Here is a 21,864-nt window from a genome sequence, read left to right on the forward strand (position 1 = left end):
CCTCAGGGCGTGCCGAACCCGTGTTTGGCCAGGATCGCCTGGCCCTGTGCCGAACGCAAGAAGGCGGTGAAGCGCCTGGCTTCCGCCTGCTGTGGGCTGGCCTTGATCACGGCCAGCGGATAGGCAATGCGCCCTGCCACCGGCACCGCGAAGGCACGGCGCACGCGGTTGGGCATCGCCTGCGCATCGGTGGCATAGACGAAGCCGGCATCCACTTCACCGCGTGCCACGTAGTCCAACGACTGGCGCACGTTCTGCGTGGTGATGGCCTTGCCCTGCACCGACGGCCACAGGCCCGCCGCTTCCAGCGCGCCCTTGGCATAGCGGCCGACCGGCACGCTGTCCGGGTTGCCCAGTGCGATGCGCTGCACACCGGCACCGGCCAGGTCCTTCAAGGTACGCGGCGCGGCCTTGGCCTGCGGTGGCACCACCACCCACAGCGCATTCACCGCGAACACCTCGCGGGTACCGGCCGCCAGCAGGTCCTGCTGCTGGGCCTGGTCCATCGTGGTTTCGTCGGCCGAGGCGAACACATCCACCGGCGCGCCGCGGCTGATCTGCTGCAGCAGCACGCCGGAGGCGGCGAAGTTGAAATCCACCTTGGTTCCCGGGTGTGCCTTCTCATAGGCGGTGCCCAGTTCGCGGAAGCTCTCGGTCAGGCTCGATGCCGCCGACACCGTCAGCTCAGCCGCCCAGGCCGGCACCGTGGCCAGCAGGCCCAGCAACAACAGTCCAGCTCGCTTCATCGTCGGCTCCCGGCCAGGTTCAGTTCGGATCGGATTCGTCGGCCACCGCCAGCGCTGCCAGGCGCTCGGGCTGCAGCAACAGGATCTCGCGCTGCTTCACCGCGATGATCCCATCATCGCTCAGGCGGCGCAGCACGCGGCTGGCGGTTTCCGGCGCCATCCGCAGGTAATTGGCGATCTCGGTACGCGCCATCGTCAGGTTGAAGCGCGTGGCGGAAAAGCCGCGCCGCGCGTAGCGCTCGGACATGTCCAGCAGGAACGCAGCCATGCGTTCTTCGGTACGGTGGTTGGCGGCCAGGGTCGCGACCTTGCCGATCTCCGCGCTGAGCAGGCTGAACAGCTTGGCCTGTAGCCCCGGCATGCGGGTGGCCAACAGGCTGAGCTTGGGGAACGAGATGCGGCACAGGTGCACGGTGTCCAGCGCCACCGCATTGCAGGGAAAGCGTGAACCGTGGATCGCGTTGAGGCCGATCACTTCACCCGGCAGGCTGAAGCCCAGCACCTGCTCGTTGCCCTGGCTGTCATCGACGAAGGTCTTGACCATGCCAGCGCGCACCGCAGCAATCGAATCGAACGATTCGCCAGCGCGGAAAATGTAGTCACCCGCATGGAACGGACCGACATGGTCCACCAGCACGTGCAGATCGCCCAGTGCTGTCTTGTCGTAACCCTGCGACATGCATGCGTCGGAGAACGCACAGGTGCTGCAGAAGTGCAGTGCGTCGCCATCATCGGCGGCGGCGGGGTTGGGTGTGGCCCGGCCGAGACGGCCCTGCGAAGGCGGAATTGAAGACATCGGTGCAAGACTCAAGCGATGGCGGCCGCCGGCCGGAAGCATGCGGCCATCATACGCCACAGCAGGCGCCCTTCTTCGGCCAGGCGCAGTACGCGCGCATCCCACTGCGCCCAGCCGCGTGCCAGCAACGGCGACAACGCGGGCAGCTGGTCGGCAAAACATTCCTCGAACGGTTCATCGTTGCGCCACTCGAAGGCAGCCGCATCGAGGGCGTGGTCACAGGCGATGCTCTGCGCCACTTCGGCCACCAACCGCTCGTCCTCGGACAGGATCAACCCGGCAGACACGCCCATGTGCCCGGCCTGCAGCCGCGCACGCCATTCGCCCAGTTCGTCCTCCAGCCGGTAGAACACCTCGCCGATCTGGCTGCAGGCGGACAGCCCAAGGCCGATGAAATCGCTGCGGTCGCGGCGTGGCACACCGGCAAGATCGCAATGGCGCTGGCCATCGCCCGGACCGTGCGGGTTCGGCAGATCGCCGCGCTGATAGTGATCGCCACCAATCGGTTCGTAACCCGCAGCGCGCAGCAGGCGCCAGGCCTGCAGCCAATGGACGGCCGAGGGATGTTCCGGCAGCGCACACGGCGCCGGCAGCAGGATGCGCTCCGGCGCCTCGGCCAGCACCTCGTGCAGCCGTTCAATGAAGCCGGCGTCCTCGCTGCCGGGTACCCGCAACTGGTAGTAGCGCGCGGTGAAGCCCACCTGTCGCGCCTGTGCCAGCAGGGTCGGCCCCGGTGCATCGGCACGATCGATCACGTTCAAGCGGGTGCAGCCCACCGCACGCAGCTGCGCCGGCGCCAGCGCGCTGCCTGCGTCCAGCCGCACCTCCACCTGGGGCCGCGCCACGGTGCGCAGGTGCTGCGGCACCGCATCCAGCAGCTGGCCCAGCTGCGGCGGCGGCAACGTCTCGGCCAGCCCCAGCTGCAGCACCATCGCCACCACTTCACGGTCCTCGGCCAGCGCGTCGGCCTGCAGCCGCAGCGCCAGCAGCAGGGTATCCAGATACGCCTGCGGTGGCGCATCGCGTCCGCCACGGCCGGCCTGGAAGCCGAGCGTCAAGCCACGCGGGATCAGGTGCTCGTTGCTGGCGCGCACGGCGGCGCGCCACCCGCTTTCGCCAAAGCCGGTGCTGAACTGGTCAGCCGGCGGAAACAGCACGTGCCGGGGCTGCCGCAGCAATGCCGCCTGCAGCGCAGTGTCCTCGCTCTCGTCAACGTGGAAGCTCATGGCAGACATCTTCGGGCGTTCCTCTTCGCGTGGCCCTGATTGAAATCAAGCGCGGCGCATCTGATGGTTGCTGCCGGCCAGCGGCCGGCACTACCCCTTCACCCACCATTTGGTAGTGCCGGCCGCTGGCCGGCAAACACCTTCACCCGCCGCGCACCCGCTCGGCGGCGGCCGCATCGATGGCTTCGGGCAGATCGGTTTCGCGGTCGATCTGCGGGAAGTGGCGGCGTTCCATGCGACGGATCGCAAAGTGCATCCACGCCAGTGCAGCCGCCACCAGCACGAACAGCAGCATGAAGCAGCTGCTCCAGATGCCCACCGCGTCATTCAGCGCGCCAAACACGATCGGCAGGATGAAGCCACCCAGGCCACCGATCATGCCGACCACGCCGCCCACCGCACCCACGTGCCTGGGGTAGTACACCGGAATATGCTTGTAGACCGCGGCCTTGCCCAACGACATGAAGAAGCCCAGCACGAACACCAGCACGGTGAACATCACCACCCCGATGGCCAGATGGAAGTGGATCGGGCCATGGATGCCCTTCACCACATACTCGGTATCCGGGTAGGCCAGCAGGAAGGTGCAGATGGCCGACACGCCGAAGGTCCAGTACATCACCCGGCGCGCGCCCATCCGGTCCGACATCCAGCCACCGACCACGCGGAACAGGCTGGCCGGGATCGAATAGCACGCCGCCAACATGCCGGCGTGGCCCACGTCCATGCCATAGGCGCCCACCAGGTAGTGCGGCAGCCACAGCGCCAGCGCCACGAAGCCGCCGAACACGAAGAAGTAGTACAGCGAGAACCGCCAGACCTGCAGGTTCTTCAGCGGCGCCATCTGCTCGGCGAACGGGACCGGCTTCACGCCTTCGCGGCGGCGCTGCTCCAGCGACGGGTCTTCCTTGCTGAAGAGGAAGAACAGCACCGCGGTAACTGCCAGCGCAACGGCCCAGACCTTGGCGACCATGGTCCAGCCGGCCGCCACCATCACCAGCGGCGCCAGCAGCTTGGTCACCGCCGAGCCAATGTTGCCGGCACCGAAGATGCCCAGTGCGGTGCCCTGCTTGCTGGCCGGGAACCACTTCGAGACGTAGGCCACGCCCACCGAGAAGTTACCGCCGGCGATGCCCACGCACAGCGCGGCAATCAGGAACTGGGTGTAGGTCTGTGCGTAGGTCAGCATCCAGGTGGCCACTGCGCCACACAGCATCACCAGCACCATCACCTTGCGGCCACCGAACTGGTCGGACCAGATGCCGAGGAAGACGCGGCTGACCGAGCCGGTCAGCACCGGCGTGGCGATCAACAGGCCGAACTGGGTGTCATTCAAGCCGAGCTGTTGACTGATCTGGATACCGATGATCGAAAAGATCATCCACACCGCGAAGCACACGGTGAAGGCGAACGTGCTCAGCCACAGCGCACGTTGCTGCTGCCCGGCACTGGCGGGGGCAAGGGCCTGGTTCATGAATTTTCCTCGTTCAAGGGGGTTCAGCCGATATCCGCTTCGGCTTCGATCTCATCCAGCCCGCGCACCGGGTAGCGCTCCTGCAGCTGCAGCAGGTAGGCCTGCACTTCACGCTGGCGCACCTGCAGCTCCAGGTAGTCACGCAGCTGCGGCAGCACCGCCTCGAACGGCTGCGGCTGGCCTTCCTCGCGGGCATCGACGCAGACCACGTGGTAGCCCCAGCGTGATTCCACCGGGAAACCGGCCAGGCCCTCGCGCAGGCGGAACACCTGGCGGTCGAACTCCGGCGTGGTCTGCCCGCGCTGCAGCCAGCCCAGGTCGCCGCCCTCGCTGCTGGATGGGCAACGCGAATGGCGCAGGGCGAAATCGGCGAACAGGTGCGGCGACTCCTTCAGCAGCCCGACCAGTCGCTCGCCCTCGGTGCGTGCGGCAAAGCGCCCGGCCACATCATCGGCCGGCGCAGCCAGCAGGATATGGCGCAGGCGCACGCGGTCGGGGGAGCGGAAGCGCTCCGGGTTCTGCTCGAAGTAGCGCCGGCAGTCCTCATCGGTCGGCACGCGGTCTTCGATCGCATCTTCCAGCAGTTGCTGGATCAGCACTTCCTCGTCGCTTACCCGGTTGCCCTCCGGCGCCTGCAGCCCAAGCCGCTGCGCTTCCAGGCGCAGCAGCTCACGCACCACCAGTGCACGTGCCGCTTCGGCACGAGACTGCTCCGGGCGCATCGCCCGGTGGTGCTGCATCTCGCGGGCGATGTCAGCCTCGCTGATCGCGGTCTCGTCCACGAACAGCCGGCACGGTGCCGGCTGCCCGAGCGAGCGCGGCCCCTGTGCCGCCGCGTCATGGTGGTGCGAATGCGCCTCGGCGGGAACCGGTGCGGCGGAGTCGATCACGGTGATCGGCAGGAATTTCGGCAGGCTGCCCATGGCTTACTCCCGCGGACCGTAGCGCAGCGTGGCCTGGCGGCGGCGCACCACTTGGTACGGCCTCCACAGGTAACTGATCGGAATGCTCCACACGTGCACCAGGCGGGTGAACGGCGCGATCAGGAACAGGGTCAGGCCCAGGAAGATATGCATCTTGTAGACCCAGCTGACGCCCTCGATGTAATCAGCGGCACCGGCGCGGAAGGTCACGATGTGCTGCGCCCACTCGGCCAGCTGCACCATCACCCCGCCGTCCAGGTGGCCGGACGAGATGCGGATGCTGTACAGGCCCAGGCACAGCTGGGCGAACAGCAGCACCAGTACCAGGGTGTCACCGAAACTGCCGGTGGCCCGCACGCGCGCGTTGAACAGGCGGCGTACCAGCAGGATGCTGATGCCGATGAAGCACAGTGCGCCGAACACACCACCAACCACCATCGCCAGCATCTGCTTCTGCGAGGAGGTGATGAAGTGCTCGTACACCGCGTGCGGGGTCAACAGGCCGACCAGATGACCACCGAGGATGGCCAGGATGCCGATGTGGAAGCAGTTGCTGCCGATCCGCATGCCCTTGTCCGACAGCATCTGGCTGGAGCCGGTGCGCCAGGTGTACATGGCCTTGTCATAGCGGGCCCAGCTGCCGATCAGCAGCACCGCCACGGCGATGTACGGGTAGTACTGGAAGGCGAATTGATGCAGGGAGTAACTCATGGCTGGACCTCTCGATGCGAAGGACGGGCCGGCGAACGCACGGGCGGCTTGCAGTCTTCGGCGGGGGCTTCGGCGCCGAAGCGCACCGCCTCCTCCTCCCACAAGCGATCCATGGCCTCGGCGGTATCGTCGCGGACTTCCTCGCTGGCACGCTGGCGCAGCGCCTGCAGATCGGCCTTGCCGTCACCGGCTTCGACCAGGATCTCGAACAGCACCCGGTGCGGCAGCTCACGCTCGGCGGCACGCGCCGCCAGCATCCCGGCGATATGGCCGATGTGGTGCAGCCACTCGCGGGCCTCGCTGCCGGGGCGATGGGCCAGGAACTCCAACAGCAATGGCAGGTAGTCCGGCAGCTCCCGCGCATCCAGTTCGAAGCCGTTGCGGCGGTAGGTTTCGACCAGGTCGACCATGGCCTGGCCGCGGTCGCGCGACTCGCCATGGATGTGTTCGAACAGCAGCAGGCTCATCGAGCGGCCGCGATCGAAACTGGCCAGCCACGCCGCCTGCGCATCCAGCGCATCGGTGGCCAGCAGCTGCTGCACGAAGCTGCGCAGCTGCTGGCGGCGGGCGGCATTCAACGCCGGGGCGTCGCAGGCGGCGAGCAGTTCCTCGCCGTGCTGCCACAGTTCTTCACGGGGGTAGTCCAGCAGCACCCCGACCAGCTTGAGCACGCTCATCACACCACCTCCTTGCGGCGGTGGTTCGGGCCCTTGTCCACCACGAAGGTGGTGGTCTTGCGCTGGCCGAACAGGTCGGCCGGGCTGTCACCATTGCAGCCGTTGCCGAAGGTGAAGCCGCAGCCGCCGCGCTCGCCGAAGGCGTCGTTGGCGTACTCGCGGTGGCCGGTCGGAATCACGAAACGGTCCTCGTAGTTGGCGATGGCCAGGTAGCGGTACATCTCTTCCACCTGGGCGATGCTCAGCCCGGTCTGTTCCAGCACGGCGGTATCTTCCACGCCGTCCACGTTCTTGGCCCGGCGCCAGGCACGCATCGCCATCAGCCGCTCCAGCGCGCGTACCACCGGCGCCTCGTCACCGGCCGTCAGCAGGTTGGCCAGGTAGCGCATCGGAATGCGCAGCGACGCCACGTCCGGCAGCTCGCCGCTCATGCCCACGCGGCCACGCTCGGCGGCGGACTGGATCGGCGACAGCGGCGGCACGTACCAGACCATCGGCAGCGTGCGGTATTCCGGGTGCAGCGGCAGCGCCAGCTTCCAGTCGATCGCCAGCTTGTACACCGGCGACTGCTTGGCCGACTCCAGCCAGCTGTCCGGGATGCCCTCCTTGCGCGCGGCGGCGATCACCGCCGGATCGTTCGGGTCCAGGAAGATGTCCAGGTGGGCCTGGTACAGGTCCTTCTCGGCCGGCACCGAGGCGGCCTCGGCGATGCGATCGGCGTCGTACAGCATCACGCCCAGGTAGCGGATGCGGCCCACGCAGGTTTCCGAGCACACGGTCGGCTCACCCATCTCGATGCGCGGATAGCAGAAGATGCACTTCTCCGACTTGCCGCTCTTCCAGTTGTAGTAGATCTTCTTGTACGGGCAGGCCGACACGCACATGCGCCAGCCACGGCACTTGTCCTGGTCGATCAGCACGATGCCGTCTTCCTCGCGCTTGTAGATCGCGCCTGATGGGCACGCCGACACGCACGCCGGGTTCAGGCAGTGCTCGCACAGGCGCGGCAGGTACATCATGAAGGTCTTCTCGAAGGCGCCGTAGATCTCCTTCTGCACCTGGTCGAAGTTGTAGTCGCGCGAGCGCTTGCTGAACTCCGAACCGAGGATCTCCTCCCAGTTTGGGCCCCACTCGATCTTCTGCATGCGCTCGCCACTGATCAGCGAACGCGGCCGCGCGGTCGGCTGGTGCTGGCTGTCCTTGGCGGTATGCAGGTTCTGGTAGTCGAAATCGAACGGCTCGTAGTAGTCGTCGATCTGCGGCAGGTCCGGGTTGGCGAAGATCTTGGCCAGCATGCGCCAGCGGCCACCGGCACGCGGCACCAGCTTGCCGGCGCGGGTGCGCACCCAGCCGCCATTCCACTTGTCCTGGTTTTCCCATTCCTTCGGGTAACCGATGCCCGGCTTGGTTTCCACGTTGTTGAACCAGGCGTACTCGACGCCCTCGCGCGAGGTCCAGACGTTCTTGCAGGTGATCGAGCAGGTGTGGCAGCCGATGCACTTGTCCAGGTTCAGCACCATCGCGATCTGTGCACGGACCTTCATCACACCACCTCCTTGGCGGCGGCCGGTACGGCCTCGCCATCTAGCCAATCCACCTTGTCCATCTTGCGCACGATCACGAACTCATCGCGGTTGGTACCGCAGGTGCCGTAGTAGTTGAAGCCATAGGCCAGCTGCGCGTAGCCACCGATCATGTGGGTCGGCTTGAGCACGATGCGGGTCACCGAGTTGTGGATACCACCACGGGTGCCGGAAATCTCCGAGCCCGGCACGTTGATGATGCGTTCCTGGGCGTGGTACATCATCGCCATGCCCGGCATCACGCGCTGGCTGACCACCGCACGCGCGGCAATCGCGCCATTGACGTTGAACAGCTCGATCCAGTCGTTGTCGACGATGCCGGCACTGCGCGCGTCGTCCTCGCTGATCCACACGATCGGGCCGCCACGCGACAGTGTCTGCATGATCAGGTTGTCGCTGTAGGTGCTGTGGATGCCCCACTTCTGGTGCGGGGTGATCCAGTTCAGCACGATCTCCTTGTTGCCGTTCGGGCGCTGGTTCAGCAGCGGCTCCACCGTGCGCGTGTTGACCGGCGGCCGGTAGCTCATGAAGGCCTCGCCGAAGTCGATCATCCACTCGTGGTCCTGGTAGAACTGCTGGCGACCGGTCACCGTGCGCCACGGAATCAGCTCGTGCACGTTGGTATAGCCGGCGTTGTAGCTGACGTTGTCATCTTCCAGGCCCGACCAGATCGGCGAGGAAATGATCTTGCGCGGCTGTGCCTGGATGTCACGGAAGCGGATCGCCTCGTGCTCCTTGCCCACTGCCAGGTGAGTGTGCTCCCGGCCGGTGAAGGTGCCCAGCGATTCCCACGCCTTCACTGCCACGTGGCCGTTGGTTTCCGGCGCCAGATGCAGGATCACTTCGGCCGCGTCGATCGCGGTCGAGATGGCCGGGCGGCCCTGGCTTACGCCTTCTTCGTGCACGGTGTGGTTCAACTTGCCGAGGAACTCGACCTCGTGCCTGGTATCCCAGCTCATGCCCTTGCCGCCGTTGCCCTGCTTGTCCAGCAGCGGGCCGAGCGAGGTGAACTTGCGGTACAGGTTCGGGTAGTCACGCTCCACCACCGTCATCGACGGCATGGTCTGGCCCGGAATGGCCTCGCACTCGCCCTTCTTCCAGTCGGCCACGCCGAACGGCATGCCCAGCTCGTTGGGGGTGTCGTGCAGGGTCGGCACCAGCACCAGGTCCTTCTCCACACCCAGCACGCCCGGCGCCATCTCGCTCACGGTGCGGGCCACCTCCTTGAAGATGTCCCAGTCACTGCGCGATTCCCACGCAGGGTCCACCGCCTTGGACAGCGGGTGGATGAAGGGGTGCATGTCCGAGGTATTGAGATCGTCCTTCTCGTACCAGGTCGCGGTCGGCAGCACGATGTCCGAGTACAGCGCGGTGGTGCACATGCGGAAGTCGAGCGTGACCAGCAGGTCCAGCTTGCCTTCCGGCGCCTCGTCGCGCCACTTCACCTCCTGCGGCTTCACTGCGCCCATTTCGCCCAGGTCCTTGCCCTGCAGCCCGTGGCGCGTACCCAGCAGGTGCCGCAGCATGTACTCATGGCCCTTGCCCGAGGAACCGAGCAGGTTCGAGCGCCAGATGAACATCATGCGCGGGTGGTTCTGGCTGGCGTCCGGGTCGGCGAAGGCGAAGTCCAGCGAGCCGTCCTTGAACTTGCCCAGCGCGTAGTCCGCCGGGGCCACGCCGGCCGCTTCGGCCTCGCGTACCAGCTGCAGCGGGTTGCGGTCGAGCTGCGGGGTGCTCGGCAGCCAGCCCATGCGCACCGCGCGCAGGTTCAGGTCAGCCAGGCTGCCGCCGTACTTGCTGGCATCGGCCAGCGGCGACAGCAGCTCGTCCACCTGCAGCTTCTCGTAGCGCCACTGCCCGGTGTTGAAGTAGAAGAACGAGGTGCCGTTCATGTGGCGCGGCGGCTTGCTCCAGTCCAGCCCGAACGCGAGCGGCTGCCAGCCGGTCTGCGGGCGCAGCTTTTCCTGGCCCACGTAATGCGCCCAGCCGCCACCGGTCTGGCCCACGCAACCGCACATGATCAGCATGTTGATCAGGCCGCGGTAGTTCATGTCGTTGTGGAACCAGTGGTTCATGCCCGCGCCGACGATGATCATCGAACGGCCATGGGTCTTGTCGGCGGTACGCGCGAACTCGCGGGCGATCTCGATCACCTCGGCGCGCGACACGCCGGTGATGCGCTCCTGCCACGCCGGCGTGCCCGGCACCATGTCATCGAAGCTCGATGCCACGTTGCCGCCGCCAAAGCCACGGTCCACGCCGTACTGGGCCAGCAGCAGGTCGTAGACCGTGGCCACCAGCGTCTCGCCGCCGTCGACCGTGACCAGCCGGCGCACCGGAATGTTGCGGTCCAGTACGTCTTCGGCCGGCGCGGCAGTCCAGCCGTCGCTTTCAATGCCACCGAAGTACGGGAAGCTCACCGCCTCGATGCCGTCGTTGGCGTCGGACAAGCTCAGGCGCAGGCGTGTGTCGGCGCCATTGCTGGCCTTCTCTTCGATGTTCCAGCGGCCCTTTTCACCCCAGCGGAAACCGATGGAGCCATTGGGCACCACGATCTGGCCACTGTTCTCGTCGTAGGCCAGGGTCTTCCAGTCCGGGTTGTTGGCTTCACCCAGCCCGCCCAGCTCACTGGCACGCAGGAAGCGGCCCGCCACCAGGCGGCCATCGTCGCGGCGCTCAAGGCGCACCAGCATCGGCATGTCCGAGTACTGGCGGCAGTAGTCCTGGAAATACTGCGAGGGCGAATCGACATGGAACTCGCGCAGGATCACATGGCCGAAGGCAAAGGCCAGCGCCGCGTCGGTGCCCTGCTTGGGGTGCAGCCAGTGGTCGGTCAGCTTGGCCAGCTCGGAATAGTCCGGGCAGATCGCCACCGTCTTGGTGCCGTTGTAGCGCGCCTCGGTGAAGAAGTGCGCATCGGGCGTACGCGTCTGCGGCACGTTCGAACCCCAGGCGATGATGTAGCGGCTGTTGTACCAGTCGGCCGACTCGGGCACGTCGGTCTGCTCGCCCCAGATCTGCGGCGAGGCCGGCGGCAGGTCGCAGTACCAGTCGTAGAAGGACAGGCAGGCGCCACCCAGCAGCGACAGGTATCGCGCACCGGCAGCGTAGGACACCATCGACATCGCCGGAATCGGCGAGAACCCGACCACGCGGTCCGGGCCGTACTGCTTCACCGTGTACAGGTTGGAGGCGGCGATGATCTCGTTGGCCTCTTCCCACTGCAGGCGCACAAAGCCACCCATGCCGCGGCGGGTCTTGTACGAGCGCGCCTTCTCCTTGTCCTCCACGATGCTGGCCCAGGCATCGACCGGGGCCTTGCTCTTGCGGGCTTCGCGCCACAGGCGCAGCAGCGTGCCGCGGATCAGCGGGTACTTCAGCCGGTTGGCGCTGTACAGGTACCAGGAATAGCTGGCGCCACGCGGGCAGCCACGTGGTTCATGGTTGGGCAGGTCCGGGCGCGTGCGCGGGTAATCGGTCTGCTGGGTTTCCCAGGTGACCAGGCCGTTCTTGACGTAGATCTTCCAGCTGCAGGAGCCGGTGCAGTTCACGCCGTGTGTGGAACGTACGATCTTGTCGTACTGCCAGCGGGCGCGGTAACTGTTTTCCCAGTCGCGGCCCTCGCTCTTGGCAAAACCATGGCCATCGGCAAAGGTCTGGGGGTCACGCTTGAAGAACTGCAAGCGATCGAGGAAATAACTCATCGGGGATCTCCCTTTGCGGACATCGGCATCGTGGCTGTGTGTGTCATCTGGCTGCGGTGCGTTTTCATGTCGTCAGCAGGGTGTCTCGGCACCGCGCCGGTAGTACCACCACCAGGTCACGGCCAGGCAGGTGACATAGAAAACAACGAATCCGTACAGCGCCATGTCGGGGCTGCCGGTCAACGTAATGGACGAGCCGTAGCTCTTGGGAATGAAGAAACCGCCGTAGGCACCGATCGCACCGGAGAAACCGACCACCGCGGCCGACTCGATGCTGGCCTGGTGTGCGGCCGTGGCCTTGCCCTCGGCGTTGTCGTTGGCCGACCAGCGCTCATGCAGGGTGCGGAAGATCACCGGGATCATGCGGAAGGTGGTGCCGTTGCCGATGCCACTGAGCACGAACAGCGCCATGAAGCTGAGCAGGAAGCCATGGAAGTTGCCGCCCTGGCCATGGCTGGGCAGGAAGTGCAGCACGCCGAACACCGCCGCGATCATCAGCGCGAACACCCAGAAGGTCAGGCGGGCGCCACCCCAGCGGTCGGCCATGCTGCCGCCCACCGAACGCATCAGCGCGCCCAGCAGCGGGCCGATGAAGGCGTAGGCCAGCGGGTTCACGTCCGGGAACTGGCTCTTCACCAGCATCGGGAAGCCGGCCGAGAAACCGATGTAGGAACCGAAGGTGCCGATGTACAACCAGCACATCAGCCAGTTGTGCTTGCGGCGGAAGATCACCGCCTGCTCGGAGAACGACGAGCGGGCGCTGGTCAGGTCGTTCATGCCGAACCAGGCCGCGATGGCGCACAGCGCGATGGCCGGCACCCAGATGAAGCCGGCGTTCTGCAGGAACAGCGGTGCCCCACCCTCCACCGCGGGCTGCGGTGCACCACCCAGCGCACCGAACACGCCTACGGTGATGACCAGCGGGATCACCGCCTGCGCCACCGACACGCCCACATTGCCCAGGCCGGCGTTCAGGCCCAGCGCCAGGCCCTGCTTCTGCTTGGGGTAGAAGAAGGAGATGTTGGACATCGACGACGAGAAGTTCGCGCCGCCGAAGCCACACAGGATCGCGATGGCCACGAACACCCAGTACGGCGTGGCCGGGTCCTGCACCGCAAAGCCGAGCCAGAGCGTCGGCGCCAGCAGCGACGCGGTGGACAGCGCGGTCCAGCGGCGGCCGCCGAAGATCGGGATCACGAACGAATAGAAGATGCGCAGGGTTGCGCCGGACAGGCTGGGCAGCGCCACCAGCCAGAACAGCTGGTCGGTACTGAAGTTGAAGCCGATCTTCGGCAGGCTGATCGACACCGCCGAGAACAGCACCCAGACCGAGAAGGCCAGCAGCAGCGAGGGGATCGAAATGACCAGGTTGCGGGTGGCAACCCGCTTGCCGGTGCGCTCCCAATAGCCGGGGTCCTCCGGCGTCCAGTCGCTGATGACGCGACCCGGACGGGCAGTGCTGCGGACAACAGGATCGCTACCGACGGTCATACATGGCTCCAAGGCTGTGGAATGACGTGGGTATTGCTTTCAAGTTGTGACCCGTCGTCATGCAGCCATTAGGCCGTGCAGCAACTACGACGGGGTTGATCTGGATCAATCAGGAGCCGGTTTCCACCCTGCCCCTGACAAATGTCAAACCGATGAAGCGGTATTGCGGCGCGTGACTCCGCGCTGGCGCACGCTATCGCGCACGTCCACATCGAACTGCAGCTGAAGCTGGCTGCCATCTTCCAGGGCAATGTCGAATGGCAGGCCATCCCGGCACGGCAGCCGTGCCGCCAAGGCCTCAACTGCCGAGCGCGGCAGTACCAGGCGGCAGAAGGTGCCACCATCGAGCAGTACCGGTTGCTCGCCGCCATGCAGCGAGACCGCCATGCCCCAACCTTCAATGCCGCCGAAGCGGGTCATGTTCTCGACCGATTCACCGGCCAGCAGGCGAGCCAGTTCGGCCTCGTCCAGGCGAAGCCGTACCGATTGGTCCTGCAACTGCACTTTCATGACGCAACATCCTCCCATTGTTCGGGGGTATTGCAGTTGACCAGGCAGGCTTCGTCAACGCTTTCAAGCGCCAGCACGTGCATCTGCAGGCGACGCTGGAACGCCTGTACAGAGCGCGGCCCTTCCGCATCATCCAGCATCGCGGCCAGCACGCTACGAGTGGCATTGTCCACATTCAACAGCATGGGAAAGGGATGCCCGTCAAAGATCGTGCATGCGCCCAGACCCTCGCCAGCCAGCCGTTGCAGCAGCCGCGGTGCCAGCAACGGCGTGTCCACCGCCACCACCCAGGCCTGGCTGTCGGGCATCTGCTGCATCACGCTGTGCAACCCTCCCAGTGGGCCGCAGCGCGCAACCTGATCGGGGATGCCACCGAAGGTCGGATAGTCACCGCTTACCCATACCCATTCGGCGCCAGCCTGCATCAACAGGCCACGCATGTGTTCCAGCAGCGTGCGGCCCTGCCACGGCAGCAGTGCCTTGTCGCGACCCATCCGGCTGGACAGGCCACCGGCCAGTACGATGCCGTTGATGCTCATCGCAGTAGAGCCACGCCCTGCGTGGCTGCGTCGGCATCAATGTTGATGATCATGCGCATGGTCATCGGCATGTCCGGGTTCGCTGTCCACGTGACACAGGCTGCAACCCTCGCTCCACTCGCTGTCGCCGTCCTCGTAATGTTCCTGCTTCCAGATCGGGCACTGGTGCTTGACCACCTCGATCAACTGCCGGCATGCGCGGAACGCCTCGTCACGGTGCGGGCTGCCCGCAGCCACCACCACAGCCACATCGCCGATGCCCAACCGCCCCTTGGCGTGGGCCACATACAGCTTCAGCTTCGGACCGAACGTGGCCTCGACCTCGGCGGCCAGGCGCTTGAACTCGTTCAACACCAGCGGCTCGAACAGGTCGTAGGTGATCCCGGTCACCGGCCGGCCAATGTTGACGTCGCGCACCTTGCCGATGAACACGTCGATGCCGCCGAAGCCCGGATCAGAGACCGCAGCGATGCCCTCGGCCGGATCGATCGCCGCCTGCGCGCGGTCCACCACCTTCGCGATGATCTTCTCGTTCATCGCTCAGCCCCCGCTCACCGGCGGCAGGATCGCCACCCGGCCATCGTCGGGCAGCGCCTCGTGATCGCGCAGCACGCGTTGCTGGTCGGCAAACGCCGAATAATCCAGCAGGCCGGCACGGAAACCCGGCCAACGCAGCGGCAGCAGCTCGCGCAGCGCCTGGCGCAGATCGGCCACGGTGCCACCGGCTACATCCACGGCGATCTCGCGACTGGCATCCAGATCGGAAAACGCGCCGAACAACTGCAGATTCACCTGTTTCATCATGACTCCTGGCTCACCAGCTGCACCGGTTCGTGGTGACCCCAGCCCTGCACGCGCACGTAGGTGCCGGCGCTGGCCAGGTCACCCTCACCCTCCAGCACCACCCAGGCGTTGGCCTGCAGCATGGACATCAAACGGAACGACTCCTGCCCGGACAGCACGCGCGCACTCAGGCGCCCCTCCCCGTCCATTTCCACCCGCGCACGCGCGTGGAAGCGCAGGCCCGGCGGCTTGCGCACGTCGGCCTGCAGCGGCAGCTGCAACATGAGCTCCGGCGCCAGCCCCAGCAGGCGGCGCAGCACCGGCTCGACGAAGAAACGCTGGCCCACGGCCGCCGACACCGGGTTGCCCGGCAGGCCAAAGTACAGTGCGCCATTGGGCAGCACCGCGAACAGCAGCGGCTTGCCCGGGCGGATGGCCACCTTGTGGAAGACGATGCGCGCACCACGGCCGCGCAGCGCATCGGGAACGAAATCGTAGCGGCCGGCCGACACCGCACCGGTGCTGATCAGCACCTGCGCGCCAGCGGCCAGCGCTTCATCCAGCACCGCATTGAACGCGGCCACGTCGTCGCCCACCGTGCCCTGCCAGACCACCTCGGCACCGGCGGCCTGCAGGCGGCCGACCAGGTACGGCCGGTTGCTGTCACGGATCTGGCCAGATTCCAGCGTCTGCGCCGCCTCGGTCACCAGCTCCTTGCCGGTGGCGATCACTGCCGCCTTCGGCCGCGCCACCACCGCCACCTGGCCCACGCCGATGGCATGCAGCAGGGTGCGCGCATTGATATCCAGCACCTGCCCGGCCTGCAGCACGCGCTCGCCTTCGCTCACGTCCTGGCCGCGCAGGCGCACATGCTGGCCCGGCTTCACCGATGCCTTCAAGGCGATGCGGGTCGGGCGTCCCTCCTCGCTGGCGAGGATCTCCACGTTCTCGACCGGCACCACCGTATCCAGCCCGGACGGCATGCGTGCACCGGTCATGATTTCCCATGCACCCTCGCCGCCTTCGGCGCCGGCATCGCCGGCCGCCTGCCAGCCCTGCACCGCGAATTCGGTACCGGCCTCGAACGCCGCGCCGTTGGCGCGCAGCGCGAAGCCGTCCATCGCCGAGTTGTCGAACGGCGGCAACGACTGCCCGCTGTGGATGTCACTGGCCAGGGTACGGCCGCCGGCCTCATGCAGCGGCAGGCGCTCGGCCGGCAGCGGCGTGGCTGCGTCCAGCAGGTGCTTCAGGGCTTCGCTGTAGGCAATCATCAGTGGCCACCACCCTCGACCATCGCCAGGGCATGGCCCAGTACCGGCGCCAGGATGTCCAGGCACTGCGCCGCCGCCTTCGGGCTGCCGGGCAGCGCGAACACCAGCATGTTGCCCAGCTGCACCACCTCGGCGCGGCTCAGCCAGGCCATCGGCGTGTGCTGTGCACTCAGTGCCCGCACCATCTGCGCCAGGCCATGTACCGGCCGCGCGTTCAGGGAACGCAGCGCCTCCGGGGTCAGGTCACGCGGGCCCAGCCCGGTACCACCGGTACACAGGCACAGGCGCACGCCCTCGGCGGCCAAGGCCTGCAGGCGGCCCGCCAATGGCTCGATGCCATCGGGCAACACCTCAGCGGCCACCACCTCGCCGCCCAGCTTTTTCAGGCCGGTCACCAGGGTCGGGCCAGAGATATCCTCATAGGTGCCGTCGCTGGCGCGATCGCTCAGCGTGATCACCGTGCAGGCCGCGCCCTCCAGGCCCTTCGGCGCACGCGGCTTGAAACGCGTGCGCTCGGCATCGTCCATGCCGTCGGGGTGCAGCCAGACACCGCGCTTGCCGCCTTCCTTGAACAGCAGGCGGATACCTTCGATGCGCAGGGCCGGTTCCACCGGCTTGCTCAGGTCGTACAGGGTAAGCAGCGCCGCGTTGACGCCGGCCAGTGCCTCCATCTCCACGCCGGTGCGCGCCTCGCTGGCGCACTCGCACCACACGCGGATCGCCTGCCGTTCCGGTACCGGCGTGCAGAACACCTGCACCAGTTCCAGCGGCAGCGGATGGCACAGCGGCATCAGCATCGAGGCCATCTTGGCGCCCTGCAGGCCGGCAATCTCGGCCATCACCAGCGCATCGCCCTTGGGCAGGCGGCGCTCGACGATCAGCGGATAGGCCACTGGACCGGCATGCAGCTCGCCCACCGCCACCGCACGTCGGCGGGTGATGCGCTTGTCGCGGACATCGGCCATATGGAAGGCCGCATTCAATTCCCCACTCATCGTGTTGCTCATCCTCCGATGGAGGCCAGGTGCGGGGTCAGCCCGGTCTGGCCCTGGTGCAGTCCATGCCCGGCCGCTTTCAGGCCAAGCTGTGTGGTGATGCGTGCCAGCAGCGCGTCATGGTCGTCGTCGCTCTGCAGCAGCGGGCGCAGCGGCACGCCGAACTCGCCGAACAGGCACAGCCGCAGGTCGCCCTTGGCGGTCACCCGCAGGCGGTTGCAGCCCTTGCAGAAGTCGCGCGAATACGGGGCGATGATGCCGATGCTGCCGCGATGGTCAGGGTGGCCGAACTCGCGCGCCGGACCGGCATCGGCGGCGCGCGGCCGTTCGTGCCAGCCAGCCGCCAGCAGCTGCTCGATCACCACGTCGGCGCGCAGGTGGTGGCGCTGGAAATAGGCTTCGTTGTCGCCGGTGCGCATCAGTTCGATGAAGCGCACGCTGAAGGGACGATCGCGCAGGTAGTCCATCCACTGCGGCAGCTCGTCGTCGTTCAGGCCACGCAGCAGCACCGCGTTGAGCTTGATCGCCGGCAGGCCCAGCGCCTGCGCCAAGGCCAGGCCCTGTTCGATCTCCGGCAGGCGGTCATGCCCGGTGATGGTCCTGAAGCGTTCGCGCTGCAGGCTGTCCATGCTCACGTTCAGCGCGGTCAGGCCGGCGCGGTGCCACCCCGGCAGGCGCCGCGGCAGCAGCGTGCCGTTGGTGGTGATGGCCACCTTGCGGATGCCCGGCACCGCCGCCACGGTGGCGATGATCTCATCCAGGTCCTTGCGCAGGCTGGGCTCGCCACCCGTCAGGCGGATCTTGCTCATGCCCAGCGCGGCAAACGCACGCACCAGACGCGCGATTTCATCCACCTGCAGGAAGCGCGGGCGGCCATCGGCCTGGTAACCGTTGGGCAGGCAGTAGCTGCAACGGAAGTTGCAGGCTTCGGTCAACGACAGGCGCAGGTACGGAAAGCTGCGTCCGAAACCGTCGGTGAGTTGGCTCATGGCTGGTCCACCTTGTTGCTCCACCGTCTTGCCTATGCCCGGAACGGCCCGGATACCCTCGCCTGCTGGAACGATTGCCAGAGTACGCGGCCTTCAGTTCCATGGGCATGACTTAAATCAATCGTCTTCGGCCCCGCGCGGCAGGCGTTATGGCAGCATGCGGCTTTCCGTGCAGCGGGCGTGTGACAACCCTCATGATGATGAACGATTTCCAGCAACTGCTGCATGCCGCCGGCCAGCAGGCTGAACCGCAACGCTTGCTGTTCGTATTCGTGCGCGCCGAGCTGCCCGAATCGCCCACCGGTGACCAGCGCGACCGGCATGACCGCCGCGAGGGCGGCACCCTGTCGCCGGTGCTGTGCGTGGACAAGCTGCCGGACGAGGTGCCCAGCTTCCAGGCGCTGGCGGCCGAGTCGACCACCACCGGCATCGACTGGGACCTGGTGTTCGTGGCGGCACTGGATGGCAGAGGTGGTTTCGCACCCAACAGCGACGAAGCCGCGCGCCCGCTGAAGCTGATGGTCAACGCCATCCACGACGGTCAGATCGGCCGCTTCGCCGCCTTCGACCGGGGCGGCGAGCCTGTTCAGTTCTATTGAGCCACCAGCTGCAGGGTCAGAAAGAAGATCACCAGCACAGTGTTCAGCCCCCAGGCCACGGTCAGCCCGCGCGCCGCCACGCCCAGGTTGGGGTTATGCGCGGCGGGCGCCGCCCGCCAGACCGCCGGGATGATCCAGCCGGTATAGAGCAGCAGCACGGCAAATACCCCCAGCAGCAGCGGGGTGCGCTGGTTGGCCAGGGCCCAGAGGGCCACCGCCCACAGAATATTGCTGGGAATGACGCCCTGCAGCCAGAAAACACTCCAAAGGCGGGAACGGCCCTGAGTGTCGGGGGTTGGGTGCAGCGAAGCGGTCGCGGTCATAAGTCTCCTTCTGTTTAGGAAACGTGCTGAACAAGCCTGCGCTTGGTGGCTGGGAACGTCAAGGAACAACGGAATCGGTAGCGCCGGGCCATGCCCGGCGGAATCCTCCATGTTCATGCGCCGTCGGCTCGCCGGGCGTGGCCCGGCGCTACCGGTCCTGTTATCCCTGTCGCCATCGCCCCTCCCCACCCGCCCCCTTCCTCCTTCCAACCTCGACACCTGTCGCAGATTGCACGGTGCGGGCGGATCACCGCGCCAGCCTGTGCTGGCAGTGCTTAACAGCGTGGGAGAATGCCGAAAGCGTCTCCAATCGAGTGATCTTTGCAACTCTTCTGATTGGCATTGCACAGCGCCAAGGGCTCAGATGGCGTGCCACCGGAAAAGGGTGGCCGGGCTTCGAATCCCGTGTTGGCCTTGAGTAAGTGCGCTTGCCAGCCGGCGTCACCATGCGTGGCGCCGGCTGGCAATCCGTCTGCCGGCTATGGCGGGCGGTGCGTTGGGGGCGTTCGCGCCCGCCGGCTTGAGGCCAACCCGGATTCGAACCACGTACCGCCCGCCACCTTTCGGGTGGCGGCTACCGATTGCCCTGCACGGAGCCTCGCCATGAACGAATCGGACTTCCCGCATCTGCACGCCTACCGCAGCACCGCCGGCGACGACGGTTCGCCACAGGCTGCGCCTGCGGTGGACAGGAACACCTTCATTGCCAATCTCCACCGCATCGGCTCCGGTGCGGCGGCCGACGGACAGCCCTGGCCGGAGCGGCATCAACTGCCCGGCCGCTGCCTGGCCCTGGCCGATGCCGATTGCGCGTTGAACGGGTTGCGGGTGGTGCTGGAAATGCTGCTGGCGGCGGAACGCACCCGGCAGAACGGCGAACCCGGGCAGTACGTGGGCGACCGGGTGATGGAGGGGTTGGTCATGGCCTGCCAGTCGTTGTGCGCCCAGGCGGTGGGGCGGTTGCAGATTGATCCATAATGGCAGCGGACGATCAGGCTGCTCCCTCCATCATCCGACATAGGCTCTTTCATCGCGCGACCGATTGTGGCCTGCCCGCCCGACATGCCAGCGGCGTAGCGCCCTTGTCCGGTGGAATCGCGAGTACATTCCAGCGCTCGGCCAAGGTGCGTTCGACACGGGAAGAAAATGACTGGGCCTCGGCAGGCTTCCTCCCTTCAGAGAAGCCGATGGCTATTTCGAAGCGATCCAATCCGAGGTTCCCCGCCTCCAGTCCCGAGCCATCTTCCCGCTTCACTCCGACGTAGACGACAGGGCGCTTCACGTCCACCTTTGACCTGGCAAGCTGGCGATCCAATTCCGCGCTGCCATCAAAGAACTGCATCTTTTCGTCCTGGGCAATGGCGCTGAGGGTCTGCTTGAACCGTTTCATGCCCTCTTGGTCATGCACGCAGAACTGGATCATCTTGAAGGGCCGTTTTCCTACAGCCCATGCGCCGCCAGAGAATCCAAGTCCCGCTCCAATCAGAAGTAGCGCTGTCAGGAGCCTCACCATCATCGAGGTCCAAGTATGCAGAGTGTGGCGGCCAACGTCGCCGCAGGGCCAAAAATCAGGAAACCAAGCGCATCGTTGAGTATCGGATTGGGCCCGGAGCCATCGCCCACGATTGTGATCTGCGACCCGATTCCCAGCGGCCCAGGCGCCACCTTCCACGATACCGTGCCTGGATGGAACTGATGGCCAGGACGCGTTGAATTTACGATCGTCATGTTCGTTGAGTCCACCCACTGAGTAATGGGGTTTCGTCCACCGTTCCCGACAAGCTCAACGTCCGGAGTGAACCCCTCTCGGGCCGGCGGCGCACCTGGAGCACTTACCACTCTCGCAGCTCTGAATGCGGACTGCGGAGAGCAGAGACTGAATCGATCAATGCAGTAGACGTGATCATCCTCGCACAGACCAAACGGATCAGCAGCACCAATCGGCACTCGGAATCTGGTTACCGAACACTTCGCTCTTGTTGCTCCACTCCCAGATCACGACATTCCGCACCGGGTCGATCACCGCGCGGCGGCGTGCCTAGATGATCCGGCTGGATGTAGGCCAGCTCTGGCACACCTGCGCTTGGCACGCTGATCATCGCCACCGGATAGTTGTCCAGCGCGATGGCCCACTGCTGCGCCTGGCCCGTGGCGACTAGTTGCCCAGCTACTGCACAGCCTCGCCGTACAACGTGACCGGTCGGGTACGCAGCACGCGTTCACCGCGAAGGTTGTAGGCATAGCTTTCTAGCACCGCATCACCGTGCATTCATGCGTTTGGCATCGTTGTAGGTGAACGCATTGCTATCGACGCTGGTAGTGTTGCCGGCCGCGTCATGGCTGCCCGCTTCACCATCCACTGCAGTCAGTCGATGGCTGGATGCTGGATAGGTGTAGCCGGTAGTTCCCGCCGAGGTAGTCAGCGCGGCCATTACCGGTGGCGCCGCAGGCATAGGATCAATTCAGCGCGGTCGAAATCCAAGGCTCTGCGGCGATTATTCAGGGCGTCCTCAGGAACGCTCGC

The 21,864-nt window shown here is 66.2% G+C and carries 21 protein-coding genes and 1 pseudogene; 2 read left to right on the forward strand and 20 right to left on the reverse strand.

What is annotated here, in order from left to right; genetic code table 11:
* Positions 1–2 precede the first annotated feature (2 nt).
* From modA to moaA, 17 genes are all read right to left on the reverse strand, one after another.
* Positions 3–746: a molybdate ABC transporter substrate-binding protein gene (modA, locus tag AC5P6E_RS06580; RefSeq protein WP_019337805.1), complete on the reverse strand. Its 744-nt coding sequence runs from the start codon at positions 744–746 to the stop codon at positions 3–5.
* 19 nt (positions 747–765) lie between these two features.
* Positions 766–1,542, reverse strand: a complete 777-nt coding sequence (locus tag AC5P6E_RS06585; RefSeq protein WP_010485317.1) for a helix-turn-helix domain-containing protein — start codon at positions 1,540–1,542, stop codon at positions 766–768.
* 11 nt (positions 1,543–1,553) lie between these two features.
* On the reverse strand, positions 1,554–2,768 hold the full coding sequence (locus AC5P6E_RS06590; RefSeq protein WP_019337806.1) for an oxygen-independent coproporphyrinogen III oxidase: 1,215 nt from the start codon (positions 2,766–2,768) through the stop codon (positions 1,554–1,556).
* A 142-nt stretch (positions 2,769–2,910) separates the two neighbouring features.
* Positions 2,911–4,242, reverse strand: coding sequence for an MFS transporter (locus tag AC5P6E_RS06595; RefSeq protein ID WP_010485315.1), 1,332 nt, complete (start codon positions 4,240–4,242; stop codon positions 2,911–2,913).
* A gap of 23 nt (positions 4,243–4,265) precedes the next feature.
* A complete protein-coding gene (locus tag AC5P6E_RS06600) occupies positions 4,266–5,165 on the reverse strand; it encodes a peptidylprolyl isomerase (RefSeq protein ID WP_019337807.1) in 900 nt (299 codons plus the stop codon).
* Between the two features lie 3 nt (positions 5,166–5,168).
* On the reverse strand, positions 5,169–5,876 hold the full coding sequence (gene narI, locus AC5P6E_RS06605; RefSeq protein WP_010485313.1) for a respiratory nitrate reductase subunit gamma: 708 nt from the start codon (positions 5,874–5,876) through the stop codon (positions 5,169–5,171).
* On the reverse strand, positions 5,873–6,553 hold the full coding sequence (narJ, locus tag AC5P6E_RS06610; RefSeq protein WP_010485312.1) for a nitrate reductase molybdenum cofactor assembly chaperone: 681 nt from the start codon (positions 6,551–6,553) through the stop codon (positions 5,873–5,875). Before narJ ends, narI begins: the two co-directional genes overlap by 4 nt.
* On the reverse strand, positions 6,553–8,097 hold the full coding sequence (gene narH / locus AC5P6E_RS06615) for a nitrate reductase subunit beta (RefSeq protein WP_019337808.1): 1,545 nt from the start codon (positions 8,095–8,097) through the stop codon (positions 6,553–6,555). The genes narJ and narH overlap by 1 nt, the downstream gene beginning before the upstream one ends.
* Entirely contained in the window at positions 8,097–11,840 is a 3,744-nt protein-coding gene (locus AC5P6E_RS06620) for a nitrate reductase subunit alpha (protein WP_019337809.1), read from the reverse strand. Before AC5P6E_RS06620 ends, narH begins: the two co-directional genes overlap by 1 nt.
* Before the next feature lie 72 nt (positions 11,841–11,912).
* A complete protein-coding gene (locus AC5P6E_RS06625) occupies positions 11,913–13,331 on the reverse strand; it encodes a NarK family nitrate/nitrite MFS transporter (RefSeq protein WP_019337810.1) in 1,419 nt (472 codons plus the stop codon).
* Positions 13,332–13,475: 144 nt separating this feature from the next.
* On the reverse strand, positions 13,476–13,841 hold the full coding sequence (locus tag AC5P6E_RS06630; protein WP_019337811.1) for a DUF7009 family protein: 366 nt from the start codon (positions 13,839–13,841) through the stop codon (positions 13,476–13,478).
* Positions 13,838–14,380 (reverse strand): molybdenum cofactor guanylyltransferase, encoded by a 543-nt coding sequence (mobA, locus tag AC5P6E_RS06635; RefSeq protein ID WP_019337812.1) that lies wholly within the window; start codon positions 14,378–14,380, stop codon positions 13,838–13,840. The genes AC5P6E_RS06630 and mobA overlap by 4 nt, the downstream gene beginning before the upstream one ends.
* 36 nt (positions 14,381–14,416) lie before the next feature.
* On the reverse strand, positions 14,417–14,917 hold the full coding sequence (locus AC5P6E_RS06640; RefSeq protein WP_019337813.1) for a molybdenum cofactor biosynthesis protein MoaE: 501 nt from the start codon (positions 14,915–14,917) through the stop codon (positions 14,417–14,419).
* A 3-nt stretch (positions 14,918–14,920) separates the two neighbouring features.
* Complete coding sequence (locus tag AC5P6E_RS06645; RefSeq protein ID WP_019337814.1) at positions 14,921–15,181, reverse strand: MoaD/ThiS family protein; 261 nt, start codon at positions 15,179–15,181, stop codon at positions 14,921–14,923.
* Positions 15,181–16,434, reverse strand: a complete 1,254-nt coding sequence (locus tag AC5P6E_RS06650; RefSeq protein WP_019337815.1) for a molybdopterin-binding protein — start codon at positions 16,432–16,434, stop codon at positions 15,181–15,183. The genes AC5P6E_RS06645 and AC5P6E_RS06650 overlap by 1 nt, the downstream gene beginning before the upstream one ends.
* On the reverse strand, positions 16,434–17,429 hold the full coding sequence (gene moaCB, locus AC5P6E_RS06655; protein WP_019337816.1) for a bifunctional molybdenum cofactor biosynthesis protein MoaC/MoaB: 996 nt from the start codon (positions 17,427–17,429) through the stop codon (positions 16,434–16,436). The genes AC5P6E_RS06650 and moaCB overlap by 1 nt, the downstream gene beginning before the upstream one ends.
* 8 nt (positions 17,430–17,437) lie before the next feature.
* The gene (gene moaA, locus AC5P6E_RS06660; protein WP_010485296.1) at positions 17,438–18,418 is read right to left on the reverse strand and encodes a GTP 3',8-cyclase MoaA; all 981 of its coding nucleotides are present in this window, start codon (positions 18,416–18,418) and stop codon (positions 17,438–17,440) included.
* A 194-nt stretch (positions 18,419–18,612) separates the two neighbouring features.
* Here moaA and AC5P6E_RS06665 point away from each other — a divergent pair, with 194 nt between their 5' ends.
* A complete protein-coding gene (locus AC5P6E_RS06665; protein WP_019337817.1) occupies positions 18,613–19,017 on the forward strand; it encodes a hypothetical protein in 405 nt (134 codons plus the stop codon).
* Here the strand turns inward: AC5P6E_RS06665 and AC5P6E_RS06670 are convergent.
* Complete coding sequence (locus tag AC5P6E_RS06670) at positions 19,011–19,340, reverse strand: hypothetical protein (RefSeq protein ID WP_010485292.1); 330 nt, start codon at positions 19,338–19,340, stop codon at positions 19,011–19,013. The genes AC5P6E_RS06665 and AC5P6E_RS06670 overlap by 7 nt on opposite strands.
* Before the next feature lie 603 nt (positions 19,341–19,943).
* On the opposite strand from AC5P6E_RS06670, the gene AC5P6E_RS06675 reads away from it, so the two are divergent.
* Entirely contained in the window at positions 19,944–20,318 is a 375-nt protein-coding gene (locus AC5P6E_RS06675) for a hypothetical protein (protein WP_010485290.1), read from the forward strand.
* Between the two features lie 49 nt (positions 20,319–20,367).
* Here AC5P6E_RS06675 and AC5P6E_RS06680 read toward each other — a convergent pair whose 3' ends face one another.
* Both AC5P6E_RS06680 and AC5P6E_RS06685 read right to left on the reverse strand, forming a co-directional pair.
* Complete coding sequence (locus AC5P6E_RS06680) at positions 20,368–20,763, reverse strand: hypothetical protein (protein WP_019337818.1); 396 nt, start codon at positions 20,761–20,763, stop codon at positions 20,368–20,370.
* A 516-nt stretch (positions 20,764–21,279) separates the two neighbouring features.
* Positions 21,280–21,797: pseudogene (locus tag AC5P6E_RS06685) on the reverse strand (RHS repeat-associated core domain-containing protein); the annotation flags it as partial.
* Positions 21,798–21,864 lie beyond the last annotated feature (67 nt).

It is taken from the genome of Stenotrophomonas sp. YJH_SMC_16 (assembly GCF_059367875.1).

What these genes read in the sequence shown, in the direction of transcription:
- modA (WP_019337805.1), bottom strand. Translation starts at nt 746, where the DNA reads ATGAAGCGAGCTGGACTGTTGTTGCTGGGCCTGCTGGCCACGGTGCCG.
- AC5P6E_RS06585 (WP_010485317.1), bottom strand. Translation starts at nt 1,542, where the DNA reads ATGTCTTCAATTCCGCCTTCGCAGGGCCGTCTCGGCCGGGCCACACCC.
- AC5P6E_RS06590 (WP_019337806.1), bottom strand. Translation starts at nt 2,768, where the DNA reads ATGAGCTTCCACGTTGACGAGAGCGAGGACACTGCGCTGCAGGCGGCA.
- AC5P6E_RS06595 (WP_010485315.1), bottom strand. Translation starts at nt 4,242, where the DNA reads ATGAACCAGGCCCTTGCCCCCGCCAGTGCCGGGCAGCAGCAACGTGCG.
- AC5P6E_RS06600 (WP_019337807.1), bottom strand. Translation starts at nt 5,165, where the DNA reads ATGGGCAGCCTGCCGAAATTCCTGCCGATCACCGTGATCGACTCCGCC.
- narI (WP_010485313.1), bottom strand. Translation starts at nt 5,876, where the DNA reads ATGAGTTACTCCCTGCATCAATTCGCCTTCCAGTACTACCCGTACATC.
- narJ (WP_010485312.1), bottom strand. Translation starts at nt 6,553, where the DNA reads ATGAGCGTGCTCAAGCTGGTCGGGGTGCTGCTGGACTACCCCCGTGAA.
- narH (WP_019337808.1), bottom strand. Translation starts at nt 8,097, where the DNA reads ATGAAGGTCCGTGCACAGATCGCGATGGTGCTGAACCTGGACAAGTGC.
- AC5P6E_RS06620 (WP_019337809.1), bottom strand. Translation starts at nt 11,840, where the DNA reads ATGAGTTATTTCCTCGATCGCTTGCAGTTCTTCAAGCGTGACCCCCAG.
- AC5P6E_RS06625 (WP_019337810.1), bottom strand. Translation starts at nt 13,331, where the DNA reads ATGACCGTCGGTAGCGATCCTGTTGTCCGCAGCACTGCCCGTCCGGGT.
- AC5P6E_RS06630 (WP_019337811.1), bottom strand. Translation starts at nt 13,841, where the DNA reads ATGAAAGTGCAGTTGCAGGACCAATCGGTACGGCTTCGCCTGGACGAG.
- mobA (WP_019337812.1), bottom strand. Translation starts at nt 14,380, where the DNA reads ATGAGCATCAACGGCATCGTACTGGCCGGTGGCCTGTCCAGCCGGATG.
- AC5P6E_RS06640 (WP_019337813.1), bottom strand. Translation starts at nt 14,917, where the DNA reads ATGAACGAGAAGATCATCGCGAAGGTGGTGGACCGCGCGCAGGCGGCG.
- AC5P6E_RS06645 (WP_019337814.1), bottom strand. Translation starts at nt 15,181, where the DNA reads ATGAAACAGGTGAATCTGCAGTTGTTCGGCGCGTTTTCCGATCTGGAT.
- AC5P6E_RS06650 (WP_019337815.1), bottom strand. Translation starts at nt 16,434, where the DNA reads ATGATTGCCTACAGCGAAGCCCTGAAGCACCTGCTGGACGCAGCCACG.
- moaCB (WP_019337816.1), bottom strand. Translation starts at nt 17,429, where the DNA reads ATGAGTGGGGAATTGAATGCGGCCTTCCATATGGCCGATGTCCGCGAC.
- moaA (WP_010485296.1), bottom strand. Translation starts at nt 18,418, where the DNA reads ATGAGCCAACTCACCGACGGTTTCGGACGCAGCTTTCCGTACCTGCGC.
- AC5P6E_RS06665 (WP_019337817.1), top strand. Translation starts at nt 18,613, where the DNA reads ATGATGATGAACGATTTCCAGCAACTGCTGCATGCCGCCGGCCAGCAG.
- AC5P6E_RS06670 (WP_010485292.1), bottom strand. Translation starts at nt 19,340, where the DNA reads ATGACCGCGACCGCTTCGCTGCACCCAACCCCCGACACTCAGGGCCGT.
- AC5P6E_RS06675 (WP_010485290.1), top strand. Translation starts at nt 19,944, where the DNA reads ATGAACGAATCGGACTTCCCGCATCTGCACGCCTACCGCAGCACCGCC.
- AC5P6E_RS06680 (WP_019337818.1), bottom strand. Translation starts at nt 20,763, where the DNA reads ATGATCCAGTTCTGCGTGCATGACCAAGAGGGCATGAAACGGTTCAAG.